Annotated in this window: 25 protein-coding genes; 20 read left to right on the top strand and 5 right to left on the bottom strand. The window is 64.9% G+C overall.

Annotated elements, in window-relative coordinates; genetic code table 11:
- Positions 1-48: 48 nt before the first annotated feature.
- From GY170_RS15070 to GY170_RS15060, 3 genes are read right to left on the bottom strand one after another with little or no spacing between them, the layout of a single operon-like run.
- On the bottom strand, positions 49-465 hold the full coding sequence (locus GY170_RS15070; protein WP_163895072.1) for an SRPBCC family protein: 417 nt from the start codon (positions 463-465) through the stop codon (positions 49-51).
- Entirely contained in the window at positions 462-977 is a 516-nt protein-coding gene (locus tag GY170_RS15065) for an SRPBCC family protein (RefSeq protein ID WP_163895070.1), read from the bottom strand. Before GY170_RS15065 ends, GY170_RS15070 begins: the two co-directional genes overlap by 4 nt.
- Positions 974-1,315 (bottom strand): ArsR/SmtB family transcription factor, encoded by a 342-nt coding sequence (locus GY170_RS15060; protein ID WP_163895068.1) that lies wholly within the window; start codon positions 1,313-1,315, stop codon positions 974-976. Before GY170_RS15060 ends, GY170_RS15065 begins: the two co-directional genes overlap by 4 nt.
- Positions 1,316-1,606: 291 nt before the next feature.
- On the opposite strand from GY170_RS15060, the gene rplB reads away from it, so the two are divergent.
- From rplB to GY170_RS15025, 7 genes are all read left to right on the top strand, one after another.
- Positions 1,607-2,446, top strand: a complete 840-nt coding sequence (gene rplB, locus GY170_RS15055) for a 50S ribosomal protein L2 (RefSeq protein ID WP_163895066.1) — start codon at positions 1,607-1,609, stop codon at positions 2,444-2,446.
- A gap of 3 nt (positions 2,447-2,449) precedes the next feature.
- On the top strand, positions 2,450-2,728 hold the full coding sequence (rpsS, locus tag GY170_RS15050) for a 30S ribosomal protein S19 (protein ID WP_163895063.1): 279 nt from the start codon (positions 2,450-2,452) through the stop codon (positions 2,726-2,728).
- 3 nt (positions 2,729-2,731) lie between these two features.
- Positions 2,732-3,112, top strand: a complete 381-nt coding sequence (gene rplV, locus GY170_RS15045; protein ID WP_163895060.1) for a 50S ribosomal protein L22 — start codon at positions 2,732-2,734, stop codon at positions 3,110-3,112.
- Positions 3,112-3,825: a 30S ribosomal protein S3 gene (gene rpsC, locus GY170_RS15040; protein ID WP_163895058.1), complete on the top strand. Its 714-nt coding sequence runs from the start codon at positions 3,112-3,114 to the stop codon at positions 3,823-3,825. The genes rplV and rpsC overlap by 1 nt, the downstream gene beginning before the upstream one ends.
- 12 nt (positions 3,826-3,837) lie before the next feature.
- On the top strand, positions 3,838-4,251 hold the full coding sequence (gene rplP, locus GY170_RS15035) for a 50S ribosomal protein L16 (RefSeq protein WP_163895056.1): 414 nt from the start codon (positions 3,838-3,840) through the stop codon (positions 4,249-4,251).
- A gap of 132 nt (positions 4,252-4,383) precedes the next feature.
- A complete protein-coding gene (locus tag GY170_RS15030; protein ID WP_163895055.1) occupies positions 4,384-4,857 on the top strand; it encodes an acyl-CoA thioesterase in 474 nt (157 codons plus the stop codon).
- A gap of 32 nt (positions 4,858-4,889) precedes the next feature.
- Positions 4,890-5,507, top strand: coding sequence for a 2OG-Fe(II) oxygenase family protein (locus GY170_RS15025; RefSeq protein ID WP_163895052.1), 618 nt, complete (start codon positions 4,890-4,892; stop codon positions 5,505-5,507).
- Positions 5,508-5,569: 62 nt separating this feature from the next.
- On the opposite strand, the gene GY170_RS15020 is transcribed toward GY170_RS15025, so the two are convergent.
- Positions 5,570-6,001, bottom strand: coding sequence for a PRC-barrel domain-containing protein (locus GY170_RS15020; RefSeq protein ID WP_163895051.1), 432 nt, complete (start codon positions 5,999-6,001; stop codon positions 5,570-5,572).
- Between the two features lie 264 nt (positions 6,002-6,265).
- Here GY170_RS15020 and rpmC point away from each other — a divergent pair, with 264 nt between their 5' ends.
- From rpmC to rpmD, 11 genes are all read left to right on the top strand, one after another.
- On the top strand, positions 6,266-6,475 hold the full coding sequence (gene rpmC, locus GY170_RS15015; protein WP_163895049.1) for a 50S ribosomal protein L29: 210 nt from the start codon (positions 6,266-6,268) through the stop codon (positions 6,473-6,475).
- A 4-nt stretch (positions 6,476-6,479) separates the two neighbouring features.
- The gene (gene rpsQ / locus GY170_RS15010; protein ID WP_163895047.1) at positions 6,480-6,812 is read left to right on the top strand and encodes a 30S ribosomal protein S17; all 333 of its coding nucleotides are present in this window, start codon (positions 6,480-6,482) and stop codon (positions 6,810-6,812) included.
- A 67-nt stretch (positions 6,813-6,879) separates the two neighbouring features.
- Positions 6,880-7,248 (top strand): 50S ribosomal protein L14, encoded by a 369-nt coding sequence (gene rplN, locus GY170_RS15005; RefSeq protein ID WP_107975769.1) that lies wholly within the window; start codon positions 6,880-6,882, stop codon positions 7,246-7,248.
- Positions 7,248-7,553 (top strand): 50S ribosomal protein L24, encoded by a 306-nt coding sequence (gene rplX, locus GY170_RS15000; RefSeq protein ID WP_163895045.1) that lies wholly within the window; start codon positions 7,248-7,250, stop codon positions 7,551-7,553. The genes rplN and rplX overlap by 1 nt, the downstream gene beginning before the upstream one ends.
- On the top strand, positions 7,553-8,116 hold the full coding sequence (gene rplE / locus GY170_RS14995; RefSeq protein WP_163895043.1) for a 50S ribosomal protein L5: 564 nt from the start codon (positions 7,553-7,555) through the stop codon (positions 8,114-8,116). Before rplX ends, rplE begins: the two co-directional genes overlap by 1 nt.
- An 18-nt stretch (positions 8,117-8,134) precedes the next feature.
- Positions 8,135-8,440, top strand: a complete 306-nt coding sequence (gene rpsN / locus GY170_RS14990) for a 30S ribosomal protein S14 (RefSeq protein WP_163895041.1) — start codon at positions 8,135-8,137, stop codon at positions 8,438-8,440.
- Positions 8,441-8,454: 14 nt separating this feature from the next.
- Positions 8,455-8,847, top strand: coding sequence for a 30S ribosomal protein S8 (gene rpsH, locus GY170_RS14985; protein ID WP_163895039.1), 393 nt, complete (start codon positions 8,455-8,457; stop codon positions 8,845-8,847).
- Positions 8,848-8,857: 10 nt separating this feature from the next.
- Positions 8,858-9,391, top strand: coding sequence for a 50S ribosomal protein L6 (rplF, locus tag GY170_RS14980; protein WP_163895037.1), 534 nt, complete (start codon positions 8,858-8,860; stop codon positions 9,389-9,391).
- A 12-nt stretch (positions 9,392-9,403) separates the two neighbouring features.
- A complete protein-coding gene (gene rplR, locus GY170_RS14975; protein WP_163895036.1) occupies positions 9,404-9,763 on the top strand; it encodes a 50S ribosomal protein L18 in 360 nt (119 codons plus the stop codon).
- Positions 9,764-9,972: 209 nt separating this feature from the next.
- On the top strand, positions 9,973-10,551 hold the full coding sequence (rpsE, locus tag GY170_RS14970; protein WP_163895034.1) for a 30S ribosomal protein S5: 579 nt from the start codon (positions 9,973-9,975) through the stop codon (positions 10,549-10,551).
- Positions 10,552-10,562: 11 nt separating this feature from the next.
- Positions 10,563-10,751, top strand: a complete 189-nt coding sequence (gene rpmD / locus GY170_RS14965; protein WP_163895032.1) for a 50S ribosomal protein L30 — start codon at positions 10,563-10,565, stop codon at positions 10,749-10,751.
- An 89-nt stretch (positions 10,752-10,840) separates the two neighbouring features.
- On the opposite strand, the gene GY170_RS14960 is transcribed toward rpmD, so the two are convergent.
- Positions 10,841-11,203: a hypothetical protein gene (locus GY170_RS14960; protein ID WP_163895030.1), complete on the bottom strand. Its 363-nt coding sequence runs from the start codon at positions 11,201-11,203 to the stop codon at positions 10,841-10,843.
- 102 nt (positions 11,204-11,305) lie between these two features.
- Between GY170_RS14960 and GY170_RS14955 the strand changes: the two genes are divergently transcribed.
- Together GY170_RS14955 and GY170_RS14950 are read left to right on the top strand one after the other, a co-directional pair.
- A complete protein-coding gene (locus GY170_RS14955) occupies positions 11,306-11,689 on the top strand; it encodes a nuclear transport factor 2 family protein (RefSeq protein WP_163895028.1) in 384 nt (127 codons plus the stop codon).
- Positions 11,690-11,702: 13 nt separating this feature from the next.
- A complete protein-coding gene (locus GY170_RS14950) occupies positions 11,703-12,425 on the top strand; it encodes a gamma-glutamylcyclotransferase (protein ID WP_163895027.1) in 723 nt (240 codons plus the stop codon).
- Positions 12,426-12,452 lie beyond the last annotated feature (27 nt).

Below are 12,452 nucleotides of genomic sequence, written 5' to 3'. Positions count from 1 at the left end.
ATTGAGAAAGGCCCCCGCGAGAGCGGGGGCCTTTTGCGTTTGGGGGCCTCACAGAGAGGCGACGTGTGCCTTGTAATTGTCGAGGATGGCCTGCCAGCCGGCACGCTGCATCTCGGCGGAGTTCTCGCTCTCTGCTTCGAAGGTGGTCGTCACCCGCGTGCCGGTCCCCTCGGGGCTGAAGCGTGTCTCCATCTTGCGGCCGTCGGGCATCGTCATGACAAAGCCCTCGCCCGGAGTGACGGTCTCGTAGGTGGCCTCGAAGTCGAATCCCATCGAGCCGTCCTTCGCTTCCATCCGGGCGACGTAATGCCCGCCGGGGCGGAGCTCGTTGCTGGCGGCGGGGCAGCACCAGTCGTCGCTGGCGAAGTTCCACTGGGTGATGTGCTCCGGCTCGACATAGGTCCGCCACGCCGTTTCGGGCGGGGCGGCGACGAGGGTGTCGATGGTGATGGTCGGGGCTGTCATTGCGCGTCCTTCTCGCTGAGCGTGGCGAGCAGCTCGTCGAGCCGCTCAAGGGTCGAGGCCATGCCGGCCTCCATGCCCATGTCGATGACCTTCTGAAGGTCGTCCTTCGACGGATAGCGGGTGACAGAGGTCACCACGCAGCCATCCTCCGCCGCGGCGAAGTGCATCTCCACCACGGCGCGGGGCAGGTCGGGGTTGATGCTGGCCTCGGCATCGCTGAAGGCGTCGAGCATCGTGATGCTCTCGGTCGGCTGGATGGCCTGGTAATCCTGCCGGCTCCAGTATTCCTGCCCCTCGGGCGTGATCATGGCGAAGAGCCAGTAGCCGCCCACCCGGAAGTCGAGATGCTTGGTGCGGGCGGTGAGGGGCTTGGGGGCGTACCAGCGGTCGAGCAGGTCGGCCGTGGTGTAGCACTCCCAGACCAGAGGGCGCGGGGCGTTGAACTCGCGCACCATGGTGATGGTGGCGCTCTCCATGTCGGGGGTGAAGTCGTAGCGCAGGGCGGGGCTCATGTCTTCTTCCTTGCTTTGAGGGTGTCGAGCAGCGCGTCGAGTTGTTCGTAGCGGGCTTTCCATTGCTCTCGTTGGTCCTGAAACCAGCCCGCGGCCGCTTCCAGCTTGTCTTCCTCCAGCGTGCAGGTGCGCACACGGCCGACCTTGATCGAGGTGACGAGCCCGGCCGCCTCGAGCACCGCGATGTGCTTGAGGAAGGCGGGCAGCCCCATCTGGAAGGGCGCGGCGAGCTCGCTGACCGTCGCCGAGCCTTCCCCCAGCCGCTGCACCACGGCCCGCCGGGTCGGATCGGCGAGGGCCTGGAAGATGCTGTCGAGGTCAGTCTGATTGTTTTCCATGTGGTGAAGTATTCCTGAGCCCGACAGTTCTGTCAATGGTGAACTATTCGGTGGCCCGGCGGCGCTGCGGCAGGGCAGCCGGGGGCGCTGCTTGACCCGATGGTGCATCTCCCTTAAGGGAGGCCATCCGCGAGGCCCCGGATTCGTCCGGGGCTTCGTTTTTGCTCAACCGAGCATTGGCATCGGGGACCTTCGGGGCCCTAAACTCTGGGACCTACGGGGCCCTCAATCACAGACGGGCCCCGGTCACCTGCCGGGCAACGGCCCGCACAGCAACGGAAGACAGAAAGCATGGCACTCAAGTCGTATAAGCCGACGACGCCGGGCCAGCGCGGGCTGGTGCTGATCGACCGTTCAGAACTTTGGAAGGGGCGCCCCGTCAAGGCGCTGACCGAGGGTCTGACGAAGAACGGCGGCCGGAACAACACCGGCCGGATCACGATGCGCCGCAAGGGCGGCGGGGCGAAGCGCCTCTATCGCATCGTCGATTTCAAACGCACCAAGCATGACATGGCGGCCGTCGTGGCCCGGATCGAATACGACCCGAACCGCACCGCCTTCATCGCGCTGATCCAGTACGAAGACGGCGAACGCACCTACATCCTCGCGCCGCAGCGCCTGGCCGTGGGCGACAAGATCTATGCCGGCCGCAAGGTCGACATCAAGCCGGGCAACGCGATGCCCTTCTCCGGCATGCCGATCGGCACGATCGTCCACAATGTCGAGCTGAAGCCCGGCAAGGGTGGCCAGATCGCCCGCGCCGCCGGCACCTACGCCCAGTTCGTCGGCCGCGATGGCGGCTACGCGCAGATCCGCCTCTCCTCCGGCGAGCTTCGCCTCGTCCGTCAGGAGTGCATGGCCACCGTCGGCGCCGTGTCCAACCCGGACAACTCGAACCAGGATTTCGGCAAGGCCGGCCGCATGCGGCACAAGGGCATCCGCCCCTCCGTCCGCGGTGTCGCCATGAACCCGATCGACCACCCGCATGGTGGTGGTGAGGGTCGCACCTCCGGGGGCCGTCACCCGGTCACCCCGTGGGGCAAGGGCACCAAGGGCAACCGCACGCGCAATCGCAAGAAGGGCTCGTCGCAGCTCATTCTTCGTTCCCGTCACGCCAGGAAAGGCCGCTAATCCATGGCACGTTCTGTTTGGAAAGGCCCGTTCGTCGATAGCTACGTCCTGAAGAAGGCGGAGCAGTCGCGCGAAGGCGGGCGCAAGGAAGTCATCAAGATCTGGTCGCGCCGCTCGACGATCCTCCCCCAGTTCGTGGGGCTGACGTTTGGCGTCTACAACGGCCACAAGCACATCCCCGTCCTCGTCTCCGAGGACATGATCGGCCAGAAGTTCGGTGAATATGCGCCGACGCGGACCTACTACGGTCACGCCGCCGACAAAAAAGCGAAGCGGAAGTAAGTCATGGGCAAGGAAAAGAACCCCCGCCGCGTGGCCGACAACGAAGCAATGGCGAAACTGCGCATGCTTCGGACCTCGCCGCAGAAGCTCAACCTCGTCGCCGGTCTGATCCGCGGCAAGAAGGTGGAAACGGCGCTCGCCGATCTCACCTTCTCGAAGCGGCGCGTCTCGCAGGACGTCAAGAAGTGCCTGCAGTCGGCCATCGCGAACGCCGAGAACAACCACAACCTGGACGTCGATGACCTCATCGTCGCCGAGGCCTACGTGGGCAAGAATCTGGTCATGAAGCGTGGCCGTCCGCGGGCTCGCGGCCGGTACGGCAAGATCATGAAGCCGTTCTCGGAGCTCACCATCAAGGTCCGTCAGGTCGAGGAGCAAGCCTAATGGGTAACAAGGTCAATCCCGTCGGCATGCGTCTTCAGGTCAACCGGACCTGGGACAGCCGCTGGTACGCAAACACCAAGGAATACGGCGATCTTCTTCTTGAGGACATCCACATCAAGGAGTTCATCAAGAAGGAGTGCAAGCAGGCCGGCATTTCCCGTGTGATCATCGAACGCCCGCACCGCAAGTGCCGGGTCACGATCCACGCCGCCCGTCCGGGCGTGATCATCGGCAAGAAAGGCGCCGATATCGAGGTGCTGCGCAAGAAGCTGTCCAACCTCACGGACAGCGAGCTGCACCTGAACATCGTCGAGGTCCGCAAGCCGGAGCTGGACGCAGCGCTGGTCGGCGAGTCCATCGCCCAGCAGCTCGAGCGTCGGGTCGGCTTCCGCCGCGCCATGAAGCGCTCGGTGCAGAACGCCATGCGCATGGGTGCGCTCGGCATCCGGATCAACCTCGCCGGCCGCCTCGGCGGCGCCGAGATTGCCCGGACGGAGTGGTACCGCGAGGGCCGCGTGCCCCTGCACACCCTTCGTGCCGACATCGACTACGCCCTGTCCGAAGCCATGACGCCCTACGGCATCATCGGCATCAAGGTGTGGATCTTCAAAGGCGAGATCATGGAGCATGACCCGCAAGCCCGTGAGCGCAAGGCTCAGGAGCTGCAGGATGCTTCCGTCCCGCGCGGCGCCCGGCCTGGCCGGGATCGCTAAGGAGGAAACGAGATGCTGCAACCGAAGCGCACGAAATTCCGCAAACAGCACAAGGGCCGGATCCACGGCGAGGCGAAGGGCGGCAGCGCCCTGAACTTCGGCACCTTCGGCCTGAAGGCGCTGGAGCCCGAGCGGGTCACCGCCCGCCAGATCGAAGCCGCCCGCCGGGCGCTGACGCGTCACATGAAGCGTCAGGGCCGGGTCTGGATCCGGATCTTCCCGGATGTCGCGGTCTCCTCCAAGCCGGTCGAAGTCCGGATGGGTAAAGGTAAAGGCTCCGTCGACTTCTGGGCCGCCAAGGTGAAGCCGGGCCGGATCATGTTCGAGATCGACGGCGTCGCCGAGGACATCGCCCGCGAGGCGCTGCGCCTGGCCGCGATGAAGCTGCCGATCAAGACCAAGACGGTGGTTCGCGAAGACTGGTAAGCGTGCAAACCATTCACCTTTGGAAAGCCCCGCCGGAAACGGCGGGGCTTTTTCTTTGCCCTCCGGCATTTCGGCTGGCAGCGGTCGCCGCCGGATCGCTAAGACGGACCGGATGATCCGGGAGGGAGCGGCATGGACCCACGCAAGCTGGAAATGACGGAGCTGATGACGCCGGACATGGCGAACTTCTCCGGCAAGGTGCACGGCGGCGCGCTGCTCAGCCTGCTCGACCGGGTCGCCTTTTCCTGCGCCTCGCGCTTCTCGCAGCGCTACGCCGTCACGCTCTCCGTCGACCAGGTGGTGTTCAAGGAGCCAATCGAGGTGGGCGAGCTGGTCAGCTTCATGGCCAGCGTCAACCAGGCCGGCCGCACCTCGATGGAGATCGGCATAAGGGTGGAGGCGGAGAACATCCGCACCGGTCGCCGCCGGCACACCAATTCCTGCTACTTCACCATGGTCGCCGTCGATGACGAAGGGCGCCCGGTTGAGGTTCCCGAGCTGCGCGTCCTCACGCAGGAGGAGGCCCGCCGCCAGCGCGCTGCCGTCCTGCGCAAGGAGCTGCGCAAGCGTTTCTCGGTGGAGATGGAGCAGGCCGCCAAGGGCTAGCGGCGGCTCGCCGGCCCGGCTAGAGAGGGCCCATGGCAGACCTCCGCAATCTCTTCGTCACCCCGCTCTACCGCGCCCCCCTTTCCGAGCAGGGGCCCATAGACCCGCGTGAGCTGGAGGCGTCCTGCATCTCCATCGCCGAGGATGACGAGGCGGGGCAGGAGTGGTGCGAGGCCAACGGCTACCCCGGCTACACCTCCTACGCCTCGCTGACCGACCTGCAGTGGCGCTTCCCCATCTTCGAGGAGCTGGTGCGCGTGCTCGACAAGCACGTCGCCGCCTTCGCCGAGGCGCTGGGGTTCGATCTGGAGGAGAAGCCGCTGCGGCTGGAGGATATCTGGATCAACATCCTCCCCGAGGGCGGTACCCACGGCAGCCACATCCACCCGCATTCCGTCATCTCCGGCACCACCTACGTGGCCATGCCGGAGGGGACGTCGGCGCTGAAGCTGGAAGACCCGCGCCTGCCGATGATGATGGCGGCGCCGGCCCGCAGGAAGGGCGTGGCGGAGGAGCTGCGCCAGTTCGTCTACGTGGCGCCGGATGTGGGGGATGTAATGCTGTGGGAGAGCTGGCTGCGCCACGAGGTGCCGATGAACATGGCGGAGGAGGAGCGGATCTCCGTCTCCTTCAACTACGCCTGGGGCTGACCCGCACATGAAAAATGCGGCCCCGAAGGGCCGCATTTCCTGGATCTCAGAAGGTCAGAGAATCAGTCCCACCAGCCCTCATCGACATCTTCTAGCTGCTCGAGCTGCTCTTCGTTGTAGCGCGTGACGTAGGAATAGGTCTCGTCATCGACAGCCACGAGGCTCACGTTCTCGACAGGGATCACGACGTGCTTGTCCGCGATATCGAGGAAGCCGCCGACCTCGGCCACGATGCCGATCAGCTGACCGTCGCGCGACAGGACAAGGTCCTCGATCTCGCCGATCTGGTTCCAGTCGGGGCCGACCGCGTCATAGACGTAGGCGGAATCCCAGCCTTCATCGTCGGCCTCGTTGATCGTGTAGATATTGCCGCCGGTGATGTCCCGCGTGCGGATCAGCTCCGCGCGGTCATAGCCGTCCATTAGCATGTCCTGGGCGACAGCGCCGGTCGCGGCGATCGAAAGGGCGAGTGTGCTTGCAAACAGACGTTTCATAAGCGTCCTCCATTCGTTGTTTGGTAACACAACGGAGTGCGTGGCGTGGCGTTCCATAATCTGCGCATTTCTCGGGCAGACGTCGGGGCAGGCGGTGAGCCGGCCGGGGCAGGGGGCACCCTCGGAGCCAATGAATAAAGGCTTGCCATATCGGGCTGCAGCTCGTATGAGCCCCCCTCATCCACGTACTCCACCGGGAATCAGGGTGACCCTCGCTTGAACGAGGCAGGGGCTCTCCGGTGATGTTGAAAGGAAAGAGGCGCAATGAACGCCAGCGAACTGCGTGACAAGACGCCGGATCAGCTCCGGACCCAGCTTGTCGATCTCAAGAAGGAGGCCTTCAACCTCCGCTTCCAGCAGGCCACCGGCCAGCTGGAGAACACCGCGCGGATGCGCCAGGTCAAGCGTGACGTGGCCCGTGTGAAAACGATCCTGAACCAGAAGGCGGCCGACGCCGCCACGGCCGAGGAGTAACGACATGCCGAAGCGCATCCTGCAAGGCACCGTGACCTCCACGGCCAACGCCAACACCGTCACCGTTTCCGTCGAGCGTCGCTACAAGCACCCGCTCCTGCACAAGACGGTCCGGTCCTCGAAGAAGTACCGCGCCCATGATGAGGCCGGCGGCATCAATGTGGGCGACACGGTCCGCATCCGTGAATGCGCGCCGAAGTCGAAGACCAAGCGCTGGGAAGTGATGACCCCCGAGATGATCGAAGTCGATCGTCAGGAGCGGGAGGCGCGCGCCATCGAAGAGCAGAAGCTCGACGCGCAGCGCCATGACGAGAAGGAGGCGGCAGCGCACAGCTGACGCCTTTGCAATCGAAACCCTGGGGGCCAACAACCAGAACAGCCCCCAAAGGTCGGGAGAGATCTGAATGATCCAGATGCAGACCAATCTGGACGTCGCCGACAACTCCGGCGCGCGGAAGGTGCAGTGCATCAAGGTTCTCGGCGGTTCGCACCGCCGTTATGCCTCGGTGGGCGACATCATCGTCGTTTCCGTCAAGGAAGCGATCCCGCGTGGCCGCGTGAAGAAGGGCGATGTCCGCAAGGCCGTGGTGGTTCGCACCGCCAAGGAAGTGCGCCGCGAGGACGGCACCGCAATCCGCTTCGACCGGAACGCCGCCGTCATCCTCAACAACAACAACGAGCCGGTCGGTACCCGCATCTTCGGCCCGGTTGTTCGCGAGCTGCGCGCCAAGAACTTCATGAAGATCATTTCGCTTGCCCCGGAGGTGCTGTAATGGCTGCCAAACTCCGCAAAGGTGACAAGGTCGTCGTGCTTGCCGGCAAGGACAAGGGCACGACCGGTGAGATCGAAAGCGTCGATCCCAAGGCCGGCAAGGCCGTGGTCGGCGGCGTCAACGTCGCGATCCGCCACATGAAACAGAGCCAGACCACCCAGGGCGGCCGCACGCCCAAGGCCATGCCGATCGACCTGAGCAACCTCGCGCTCGTCGATGGCAACGGCAAGGCCAGCCGCGTCGGATTCCGCGAGGAAGACGGCAAGAAGGTCCGGTTCTTCAAGACCACCGGGGAGGCGATCTGATGCTCGATACCGCCAACTACACCCCGCGCCTGAAAACGGCGTACCGGGAAACCATCAAGCCGGCTCTCAAGGAAGAGTTCGGCTACAAGAACGACATGATGGTGCCGACGCTCGAGAAGATCGTGCTCAACATCGGCGCCGGTTCCGAAGCCGTTCGCGACTCCAAGAAGGCGAAATCGGCGCAGGACGACCTGTCGACGATCGCCGGCCAGCGCGCCGTCGTCACGAAGGCCAAGAAGTCGATCGCCGGCTTCCGCGTTCGTGAAGGCATGCCGCTCGGCGCCAAGGTCACGCTCCGCGGCGACCGGATGTACGAGTTCCTCGACCGTCTGATCACCGTTGCCATGCCGCGCATCCGCGACTTCCGCGGCGTCTCGGGCAAGAGCTTCGACGGCCGCGGCAACTACGCGACCGGCCTGAAAGAGCACATCGTTTTCCCCGAGATCAACTTCGACAAGGTCGATGAGGTCTGGGGCATCGACATCGTCATCTGCACGACCGCGAAGACAGACGCGGAAGCGAAGGCGCTGCTCAAGGCCTTCAACATGCCGTTCAACAGCTGATCGCGGGAGAGAAGAGATATGGCTAAGAAATCCATGATCGAACGCGAGAAGAAGCGTGAGCGTCTCGTGGCCCAGTACGCCCCCAAGCGCGCCGCGCTGAAGGCGATCATCGAGGACAAGGAAAAGCCGGTGGAGGAGCGCTTCAAGGCGTCCCTCGAGCTCGCGAAGCTGCCGCGCAATTCCTCGCCCACCCGTCTGCACAATCGCTGCCAGCTCACGGGGCGTCCCCACGCCTATTACCGCAAGCTGAAGATCAGCCGGATCATGCTGCGCGAGCTCGGCTCGAACGGCGAGATTCCCGGCATGGTCAAGTCGAGCTGGTAAGGAGAGTTTGAAAGATGAACGATCCCATCGGTGATATGCTGACCCGGATCCGCAATGCGCAGATGCGCGGCAAATCCACGGTCATCACCCCGGCCTCCAAGCTGCGCGCCCACGTCCTCGACGTGCTCGCCAGCGAAGGCTACATCCGCGGCTACGAAGAGACGACGGGGACCAACGGTCACCCGGCGCTGGAGATCTCCCTCAAGTACTACGAGGGCACTCCGGTGATCCGCGAACTGCGTCGCGTCTCCAAGCCCGGCCGCCGGGTCTACTCCGCTGCCATCGACCTGCCGCAAGTGCGCCAGGGCCTTGGTGTTTCCATCGTGTCCACGCCCAAGGGCGTGATGTCGGATGCCCACGCCCGCGCTGCCAATGTCGGCGGCGAGGTGCTGTGCACCGTATTCTGAGGAGGGAACCATGTCTCGAATCGGAAAACGACCAGTCGAGCTGCCCTCCGGCGTCACCGCCGACATCAAGGGCCAGCACATCGAGGTGAAGGGGCCGAAAGGCACCCGCAGCTTCACGGCGACGGACGACGTCACCCTCGCGATGGAGGACGGTGCGGTCACCGTCACCCCGCGTGGCAAGTCGAAGCGCGCCCGCCAGCAGTGGGGCATGTCCCGCACGATGGTGGAGAACTGCGTCACCGGCGTCACGACCGGCTTCAAGAAGGAGCTGGAAATTCAGGGCGTCGGCTACCGCGCGCAGATGCAGGGCAACGTGCTCAAGCTGGCGCTCGGCTACAGCCATGACGTGGACTTCCCGGTGCCGGAGGGCGTGACTGTCACGGCCCCGAAGCAGACGGAAATCACCGTCGAAGGCGCCGATCAGCAGCTCGTCGGCCAGGTCGCGGCCAACATCCGCGAGTGGCGCGCGCCGGAGCCCTACAAGGGCAAGGGCATTCGCTACAAGGGCGAGTATATCTTCCGCAAGGAAGGCAAGAAGAAGTAAGGACGCGAGAACATGGCTCTGACGAAAAGGGATTTGTTCCAGAAGCGCCGCCAGCGCGTCCGGAGCAAGCTGCGCAAGGTGAACGTGGGGCGCGCGCGCCTCTCCGTGCACCGCAGCAACAAGAACATCAGCGTTCAGCTGATCGACGATGTGAACGGCGTGACCGTCGCCTCCGCCTCCTCGCTGGAGAAGGATCTGGGCGTGGTCGGCAAGAACAACGTCGAGGCGGCGGCCAAGGTGGGTGCGGCGATTGCCGAGCGCGCCAAGAAGGCCGGCGTCGAAGAGGCCTACTTCGACCGTGGGGGTTTCCTCTTCCACGGCCGCGTGAAGGCGCTCGCCGAGGCTGCCCGCGAAGGTGGTCTGAAGATCTGAGGCGGCGGTGCGTGCCTGGCACGCACCCTCCGCCTCGCCCGGTGGCACCCATGGGCGCCACCTACCCGTAGGGTGCGTGTTCGCCACGCACCTCTACACCCCAGCGCAGGCGGCGCCGTTGCCGCCTCGATGATCCGGGGGCCGCTCCAGGCAGCCCACCAGGGATTGGACGAACCCGGGCCGCGGCCCGATCTGAGAAGAGAGGGCCTATGGCCAGAGACTCCTATAACCGCGGCAATCGCCGCGACCGCGACGAGAGCCCGGAATTCGCCGACCGTTTGGTCGCGATCAACCGCGTCTCCAAGACCGTCAAGGGCGGCAAGCGCTTCGGCTTCGCCGCGCTCGTCGTCGTGGGCGATCAGAAGGGCCGCGTCGGCTTCGGCAAGGGCAAGGCCAAGGAAGTTCCGGAGGCCATCCGCAAGGCCACCGAGCAGGCCAAGCGCAACATGATCCGCGTTCCGCTCCGCGATGGCCGCACGCTGCACCACGACGTGCAGGGCCGCCATGGCGCCGGCCGCGTCGTCATGCGCACCGCCGTCCCCGGTACCGGGATCATCGCGGGTGGTCCGATGCGTGCCGTCTTCGAGATGCTGGGCGTGCAGGACGTCGTGTCCAAGTCGCTCGGCTCGCAGAACCCCTACAACATGATCCGCGCCACGCTGGACGGTCTGCAGAAGCAGTACTCGCCCCGCTCGGTCGCGCAGCGCCGCGGCAAGAAGGTCGCCGACATTCTGCCCAAGCGCGATGACGCGCCGGCCGAGTCGAGCCTGGTCGCCGAAGAGAGCTGAGGAACGCACAGATGGCCAAAACGATCGTCGTCAAGCAGATCGGCTCCCCGATCCGCCGCCCGGCCGACCAGCGCGCGACGCTGGTGGGCCTCGGCCTCAACAAGATGCACAAGACGCGCGAGCTGGAGGATACCCCCTCCGTGCGCGGCATGGTCGCCAAGATCCCGCATCTGGTGGAGATCATCGAAGAGCGCGGCTGAGGCCGTTCTTCCTTTAGAGATTTGGCGCCGCTCCTCATTGGGGCGGCGCTTTTTCGTTGTCGGGGCTATTAACCTTCCCGGTGCTCTCGCTAGGCTAAATCTGCAGCCTCTCTGAGTTTTCCGGGAAGATCGGCGTCCCAGAAGCGGGCGTCTTCCTTGTAGTCGGGCATCTCGAGGCCTGAAAGTAATTGGCGGCTTGGTTCAGGAGCCTCGATTGCTGACGCGAGCGTGGGGAGCCGAGCCCTCCAGATTCGGTCGGCTAGATCGCTTCTGGCGCTATCGCCTTCGAGCGCCAATCGGATCATGGACGCGATCTGTTCATGCTCGATTTCCTGGCGAAGGAGGGCGACGGTTCTGCGTCGGTTCAAGATATGGAGCTGGCGCATCTTCCGCTGCACGTCGATTACAGCGGCTCCAATGACAAGAAGCATCCCGATTATAAAGTAGTCCATCTCAATCCCCTTATCGGTCCCGTCGGGACTGGCGCCTATCAGTGCTTCACCAATAGCTTGGTCCGTACATTGATGACGGAAACCACGGTAAGGCTGTCAACCATGAGCCGCATTGAAGAGAACAAGGCCAACGTCGCGGCCTTCTACGAGCTGATGTTCAATGAGTGCCGCCCGGCGGAGGCCATCGAGCGCTACGCCGGCGCCGACTACATCCAGCACAACCCGCATGTCGCCAGCGGCCGGGACGGCTTCATCGCCTATTTCGAGCGGATGGCCGAGGAATATCCCGGCAAGCGGGTGACGATCCACCGGGCCATCGCCGAGGGGGACAAGGTCGTCCTCCATTGCCACCAGGTCTGGCCTGGCGGGCTTGAATATGCGGGGATCGACATCTTCCGCCTCGACGAGGCCGGCCGCATCGTCGAGCACTGGGACGTGCTGCAGGAGATGCCGCGCGACTCCGCCCATGACAACGGCATGTTCTGAAGGAAGCCCGCGCTTGCCCATCGATCCCGCCGCCTTCCGCCACCACCCCGAGCTGATCGGCCGCATCAAGGAGCCCGAGGACTCCTTCTTCCGCGACCTCGATGTCGAGGAGATGTCCCGCATGGTCGTCGCCAATGGCGGGCCCGCCAACTGGCGCTACCCCGACGAGATGCGCGAGGAGCTGCGCCGCACCGCGCTCGCCGGGCGGCAGGGGGATGTCTGGGTCTTCGCCTACGGTTCGCTGATGTGGGACCCGGGCATCTTCTTTCACGAGGTGCGGCGCGCCCGGCTCCCCGGCTGGTCCCGCCAGCTCTGCCTCGTCGACCGCTTCGGCGGGCGCGGCACGCCCGAGGCGCCCGGGCTGATGGCCGGGCTGGTGCCCGGCGGGCATTGCGACGGGCTCGCCTTCCGCATCGCCGCCAGCGAGGTGGAGGAGGAGACGGAGCAGCTCTTCCGCCGCGAGATGCTCGCCCCCTGCTACCTGCCCACCTTCACCCCGGCCGAGACAGCGGAGGGGGAGGTCGAGGTGCTGGCCTTCGTCGCCGATGACAGCACGGAGATGATCGAGACGGGCCTGCCGCGGCAAACGCAGATTCGCTACATCGCCAGCGGACGCGGCACGCTCGGCACTTCGCTGGAGTATCTGGCGGGCGTTGTGGATCATTTTCGCGCCTTCGGCATCCACGATGACGAGCTGGAGGGCCTTCTTACCGAGGTGCGAACGCTAACAGCGTAATTGGGGGAGCGATTTCCCGCCGGGTGA

Origin of the sequence: Pseudoroseicyclus tamaricis, assembly GCF_012070395.1 — a bacterium.
Taxonomy (GTDB): Bacteria; Pseudomonadota; Alphaproteobacteria; order Rhodobacterales; family Rhodobacteraceae; genus Pseudoroseicyclus_A; species Pseudoroseicyclus_A tamaricis.
The sequence above is the reverse complement of the archived record's forward strand: the minus strand, read 5'-3'. Positions and strand labels throughout refer to the sequence as shown.

Excerpts from the sequence above, each read along its gene's own strand:
- GY170_RS15070 (WP_163895072.1), bottom strand. The coding sequence starts at position 465 with ATGACAGCCCCGACCATCACCATCGACACCCTCGTCGCCGCCCCGCCC.
- GY170_RS15065 (WP_163895070.1), bottom strand. The coding sequence starts at position 977 with ATGAGCCCCGCCCTGCGCTACGACTTCACCCCCGACATGGAGAGCGCC.
- GY170_RS15060 (WP_163895068.1), bottom strand. The coding sequence starts at position 1,315 with ATGGAAAACAATCAGACTGACCTCGACAGCATCTTCCAGGCCCTCGCC.
- rplB (WP_163895066.1), top strand. The coding sequence starts at position 1,607 with ATGGCACTCAAGTCGTATAAGCCGACGACGCCGGGCCAGCGCGGGCTG.
- rpsS (WP_163895063.1), top strand. The coding sequence starts at position 2,450 with ATGGCACGTTCTGTTTGGAAAGGCCCGTTCGTCGATAGCTACGTCCTG.
- rplV (WP_163895060.1), top strand. The coding sequence starts at position 2,732 with ATGGGCAAGGAAAAGAACCCCCGCCGCGTGGCCGACAACGAAGCAATG.
- rpsC (WP_163895058.1), top strand. The coding sequence starts at position 3,112 with ATGGGTAACAAGGTCAATCCCGTCGGCATGCGTCTTCAGGTCAACCGG.
- rplP (WP_163895056.1), top strand. The coding sequence starts at position 3,838 with ATGCTGCAACCGAAGCGCACGAAATTCCGCAAACAGCACAAGGGCCGG.
- GY170_RS15030 (WP_163895055.1), top strand. The coding sequence starts at position 4,384 with ATGGACCCACGCAAGCTGGAAATGACGGAGCTGATGACGCCGGACATG.
- GY170_RS15025 (WP_163895052.1), top strand. The coding sequence starts at position 4,890 with ATGGCAGACCTCCGCAATCTCTTCGTCACCCCGCTCTACCGCGCCCCC.
- GY170_RS15020 (WP_163895051.1), bottom strand. The coding sequence starts at position 6,001 with ATGAAACGTCTGTTTGCAAGCACACTCGCCCTTTCGATCGCCGCGACC.
- rpmC (WP_163895049.1), top strand. The coding sequence starts at position 6,266 with ATGAACGCCAGCGAACTGCGTGACAAGACGCCGGATCAGCTCCGGACC.
- rpsQ (WP_163895047.1), top strand. The coding sequence starts at position 6,480 with ATGCCGAAGCGCATCCTGCAAGGCACCGTGACCTCCACGGCCAACGCC.
- rplN (WP_107975769.1), top strand. The coding sequence starts at position 6,880 with ATGATCCAGATGCAGACCAATCTGGACGTCGCCGACAACTCCGGCGCG.
- rplX (WP_163895045.1), top strand. The coding sequence starts at position 7,248 with ATGGCTGCCAAACTCCGCAAAGGTGACAAGGTCGTCGTGCTTGCCGGC.
- rplE (WP_163895043.1), top strand. The coding sequence starts at position 7,553 with ATGCTCGATACCGCCAACTACACCCCGCGCCTGAAAACGGCGTACCGG.
- rpsN (WP_163895041.1), top strand. The coding sequence starts at position 8,135 with ATGGCTAAGAAATCCATGATCGAACGCGAGAAGAAGCGTGAGCGTCTC.
- rpsH (WP_163895039.1), top strand. The coding sequence starts at position 8,455 with ATGAACGATCCCATCGGTGATATGCTGACCCGGATCCGCAATGCGCAG.
- rplF (WP_163895037.1), top strand. The coding sequence starts at position 8,858 with ATGTCTCGAATCGGAAAACGACCAGTCGAGCTGCCCTCCGGCGTCACC.
- rplR (WP_163895036.1), top strand. The coding sequence starts at position 9,404 with ATGGCTCTGACGAAAAGGGATTTGTTCCAGAAGCGCCGCCAGCGCGTC.
- rpsE (WP_163895034.1), top strand. The coding sequence starts at position 9,973 with ATGGCCAGAGACTCCTATAACCGCGGCAATCGCCGCGACCGCGACGAG.
- rpmD (WP_163895032.1), top strand. The coding sequence starts at position 10,563 with ATGGCCAAAACGATCGTCGTCAAGCAGATCGGCTCCCCGATCCGCCGC.
- GY170_RS14960 (WP_163895030.1), bottom strand. The coding sequence starts at position 11,203 with ATGGACTACTTTATAATCGGGATGCTTCTTGTCATTGGAGCCGCTGTA.
- GY170_RS14955 (WP_163895028.1), top strand. The coding sequence starts at position 11,306 with ATGAGCCGCATTGAAGAGAACAAGGCCAACGTCGCGGCCTTCTACGAG.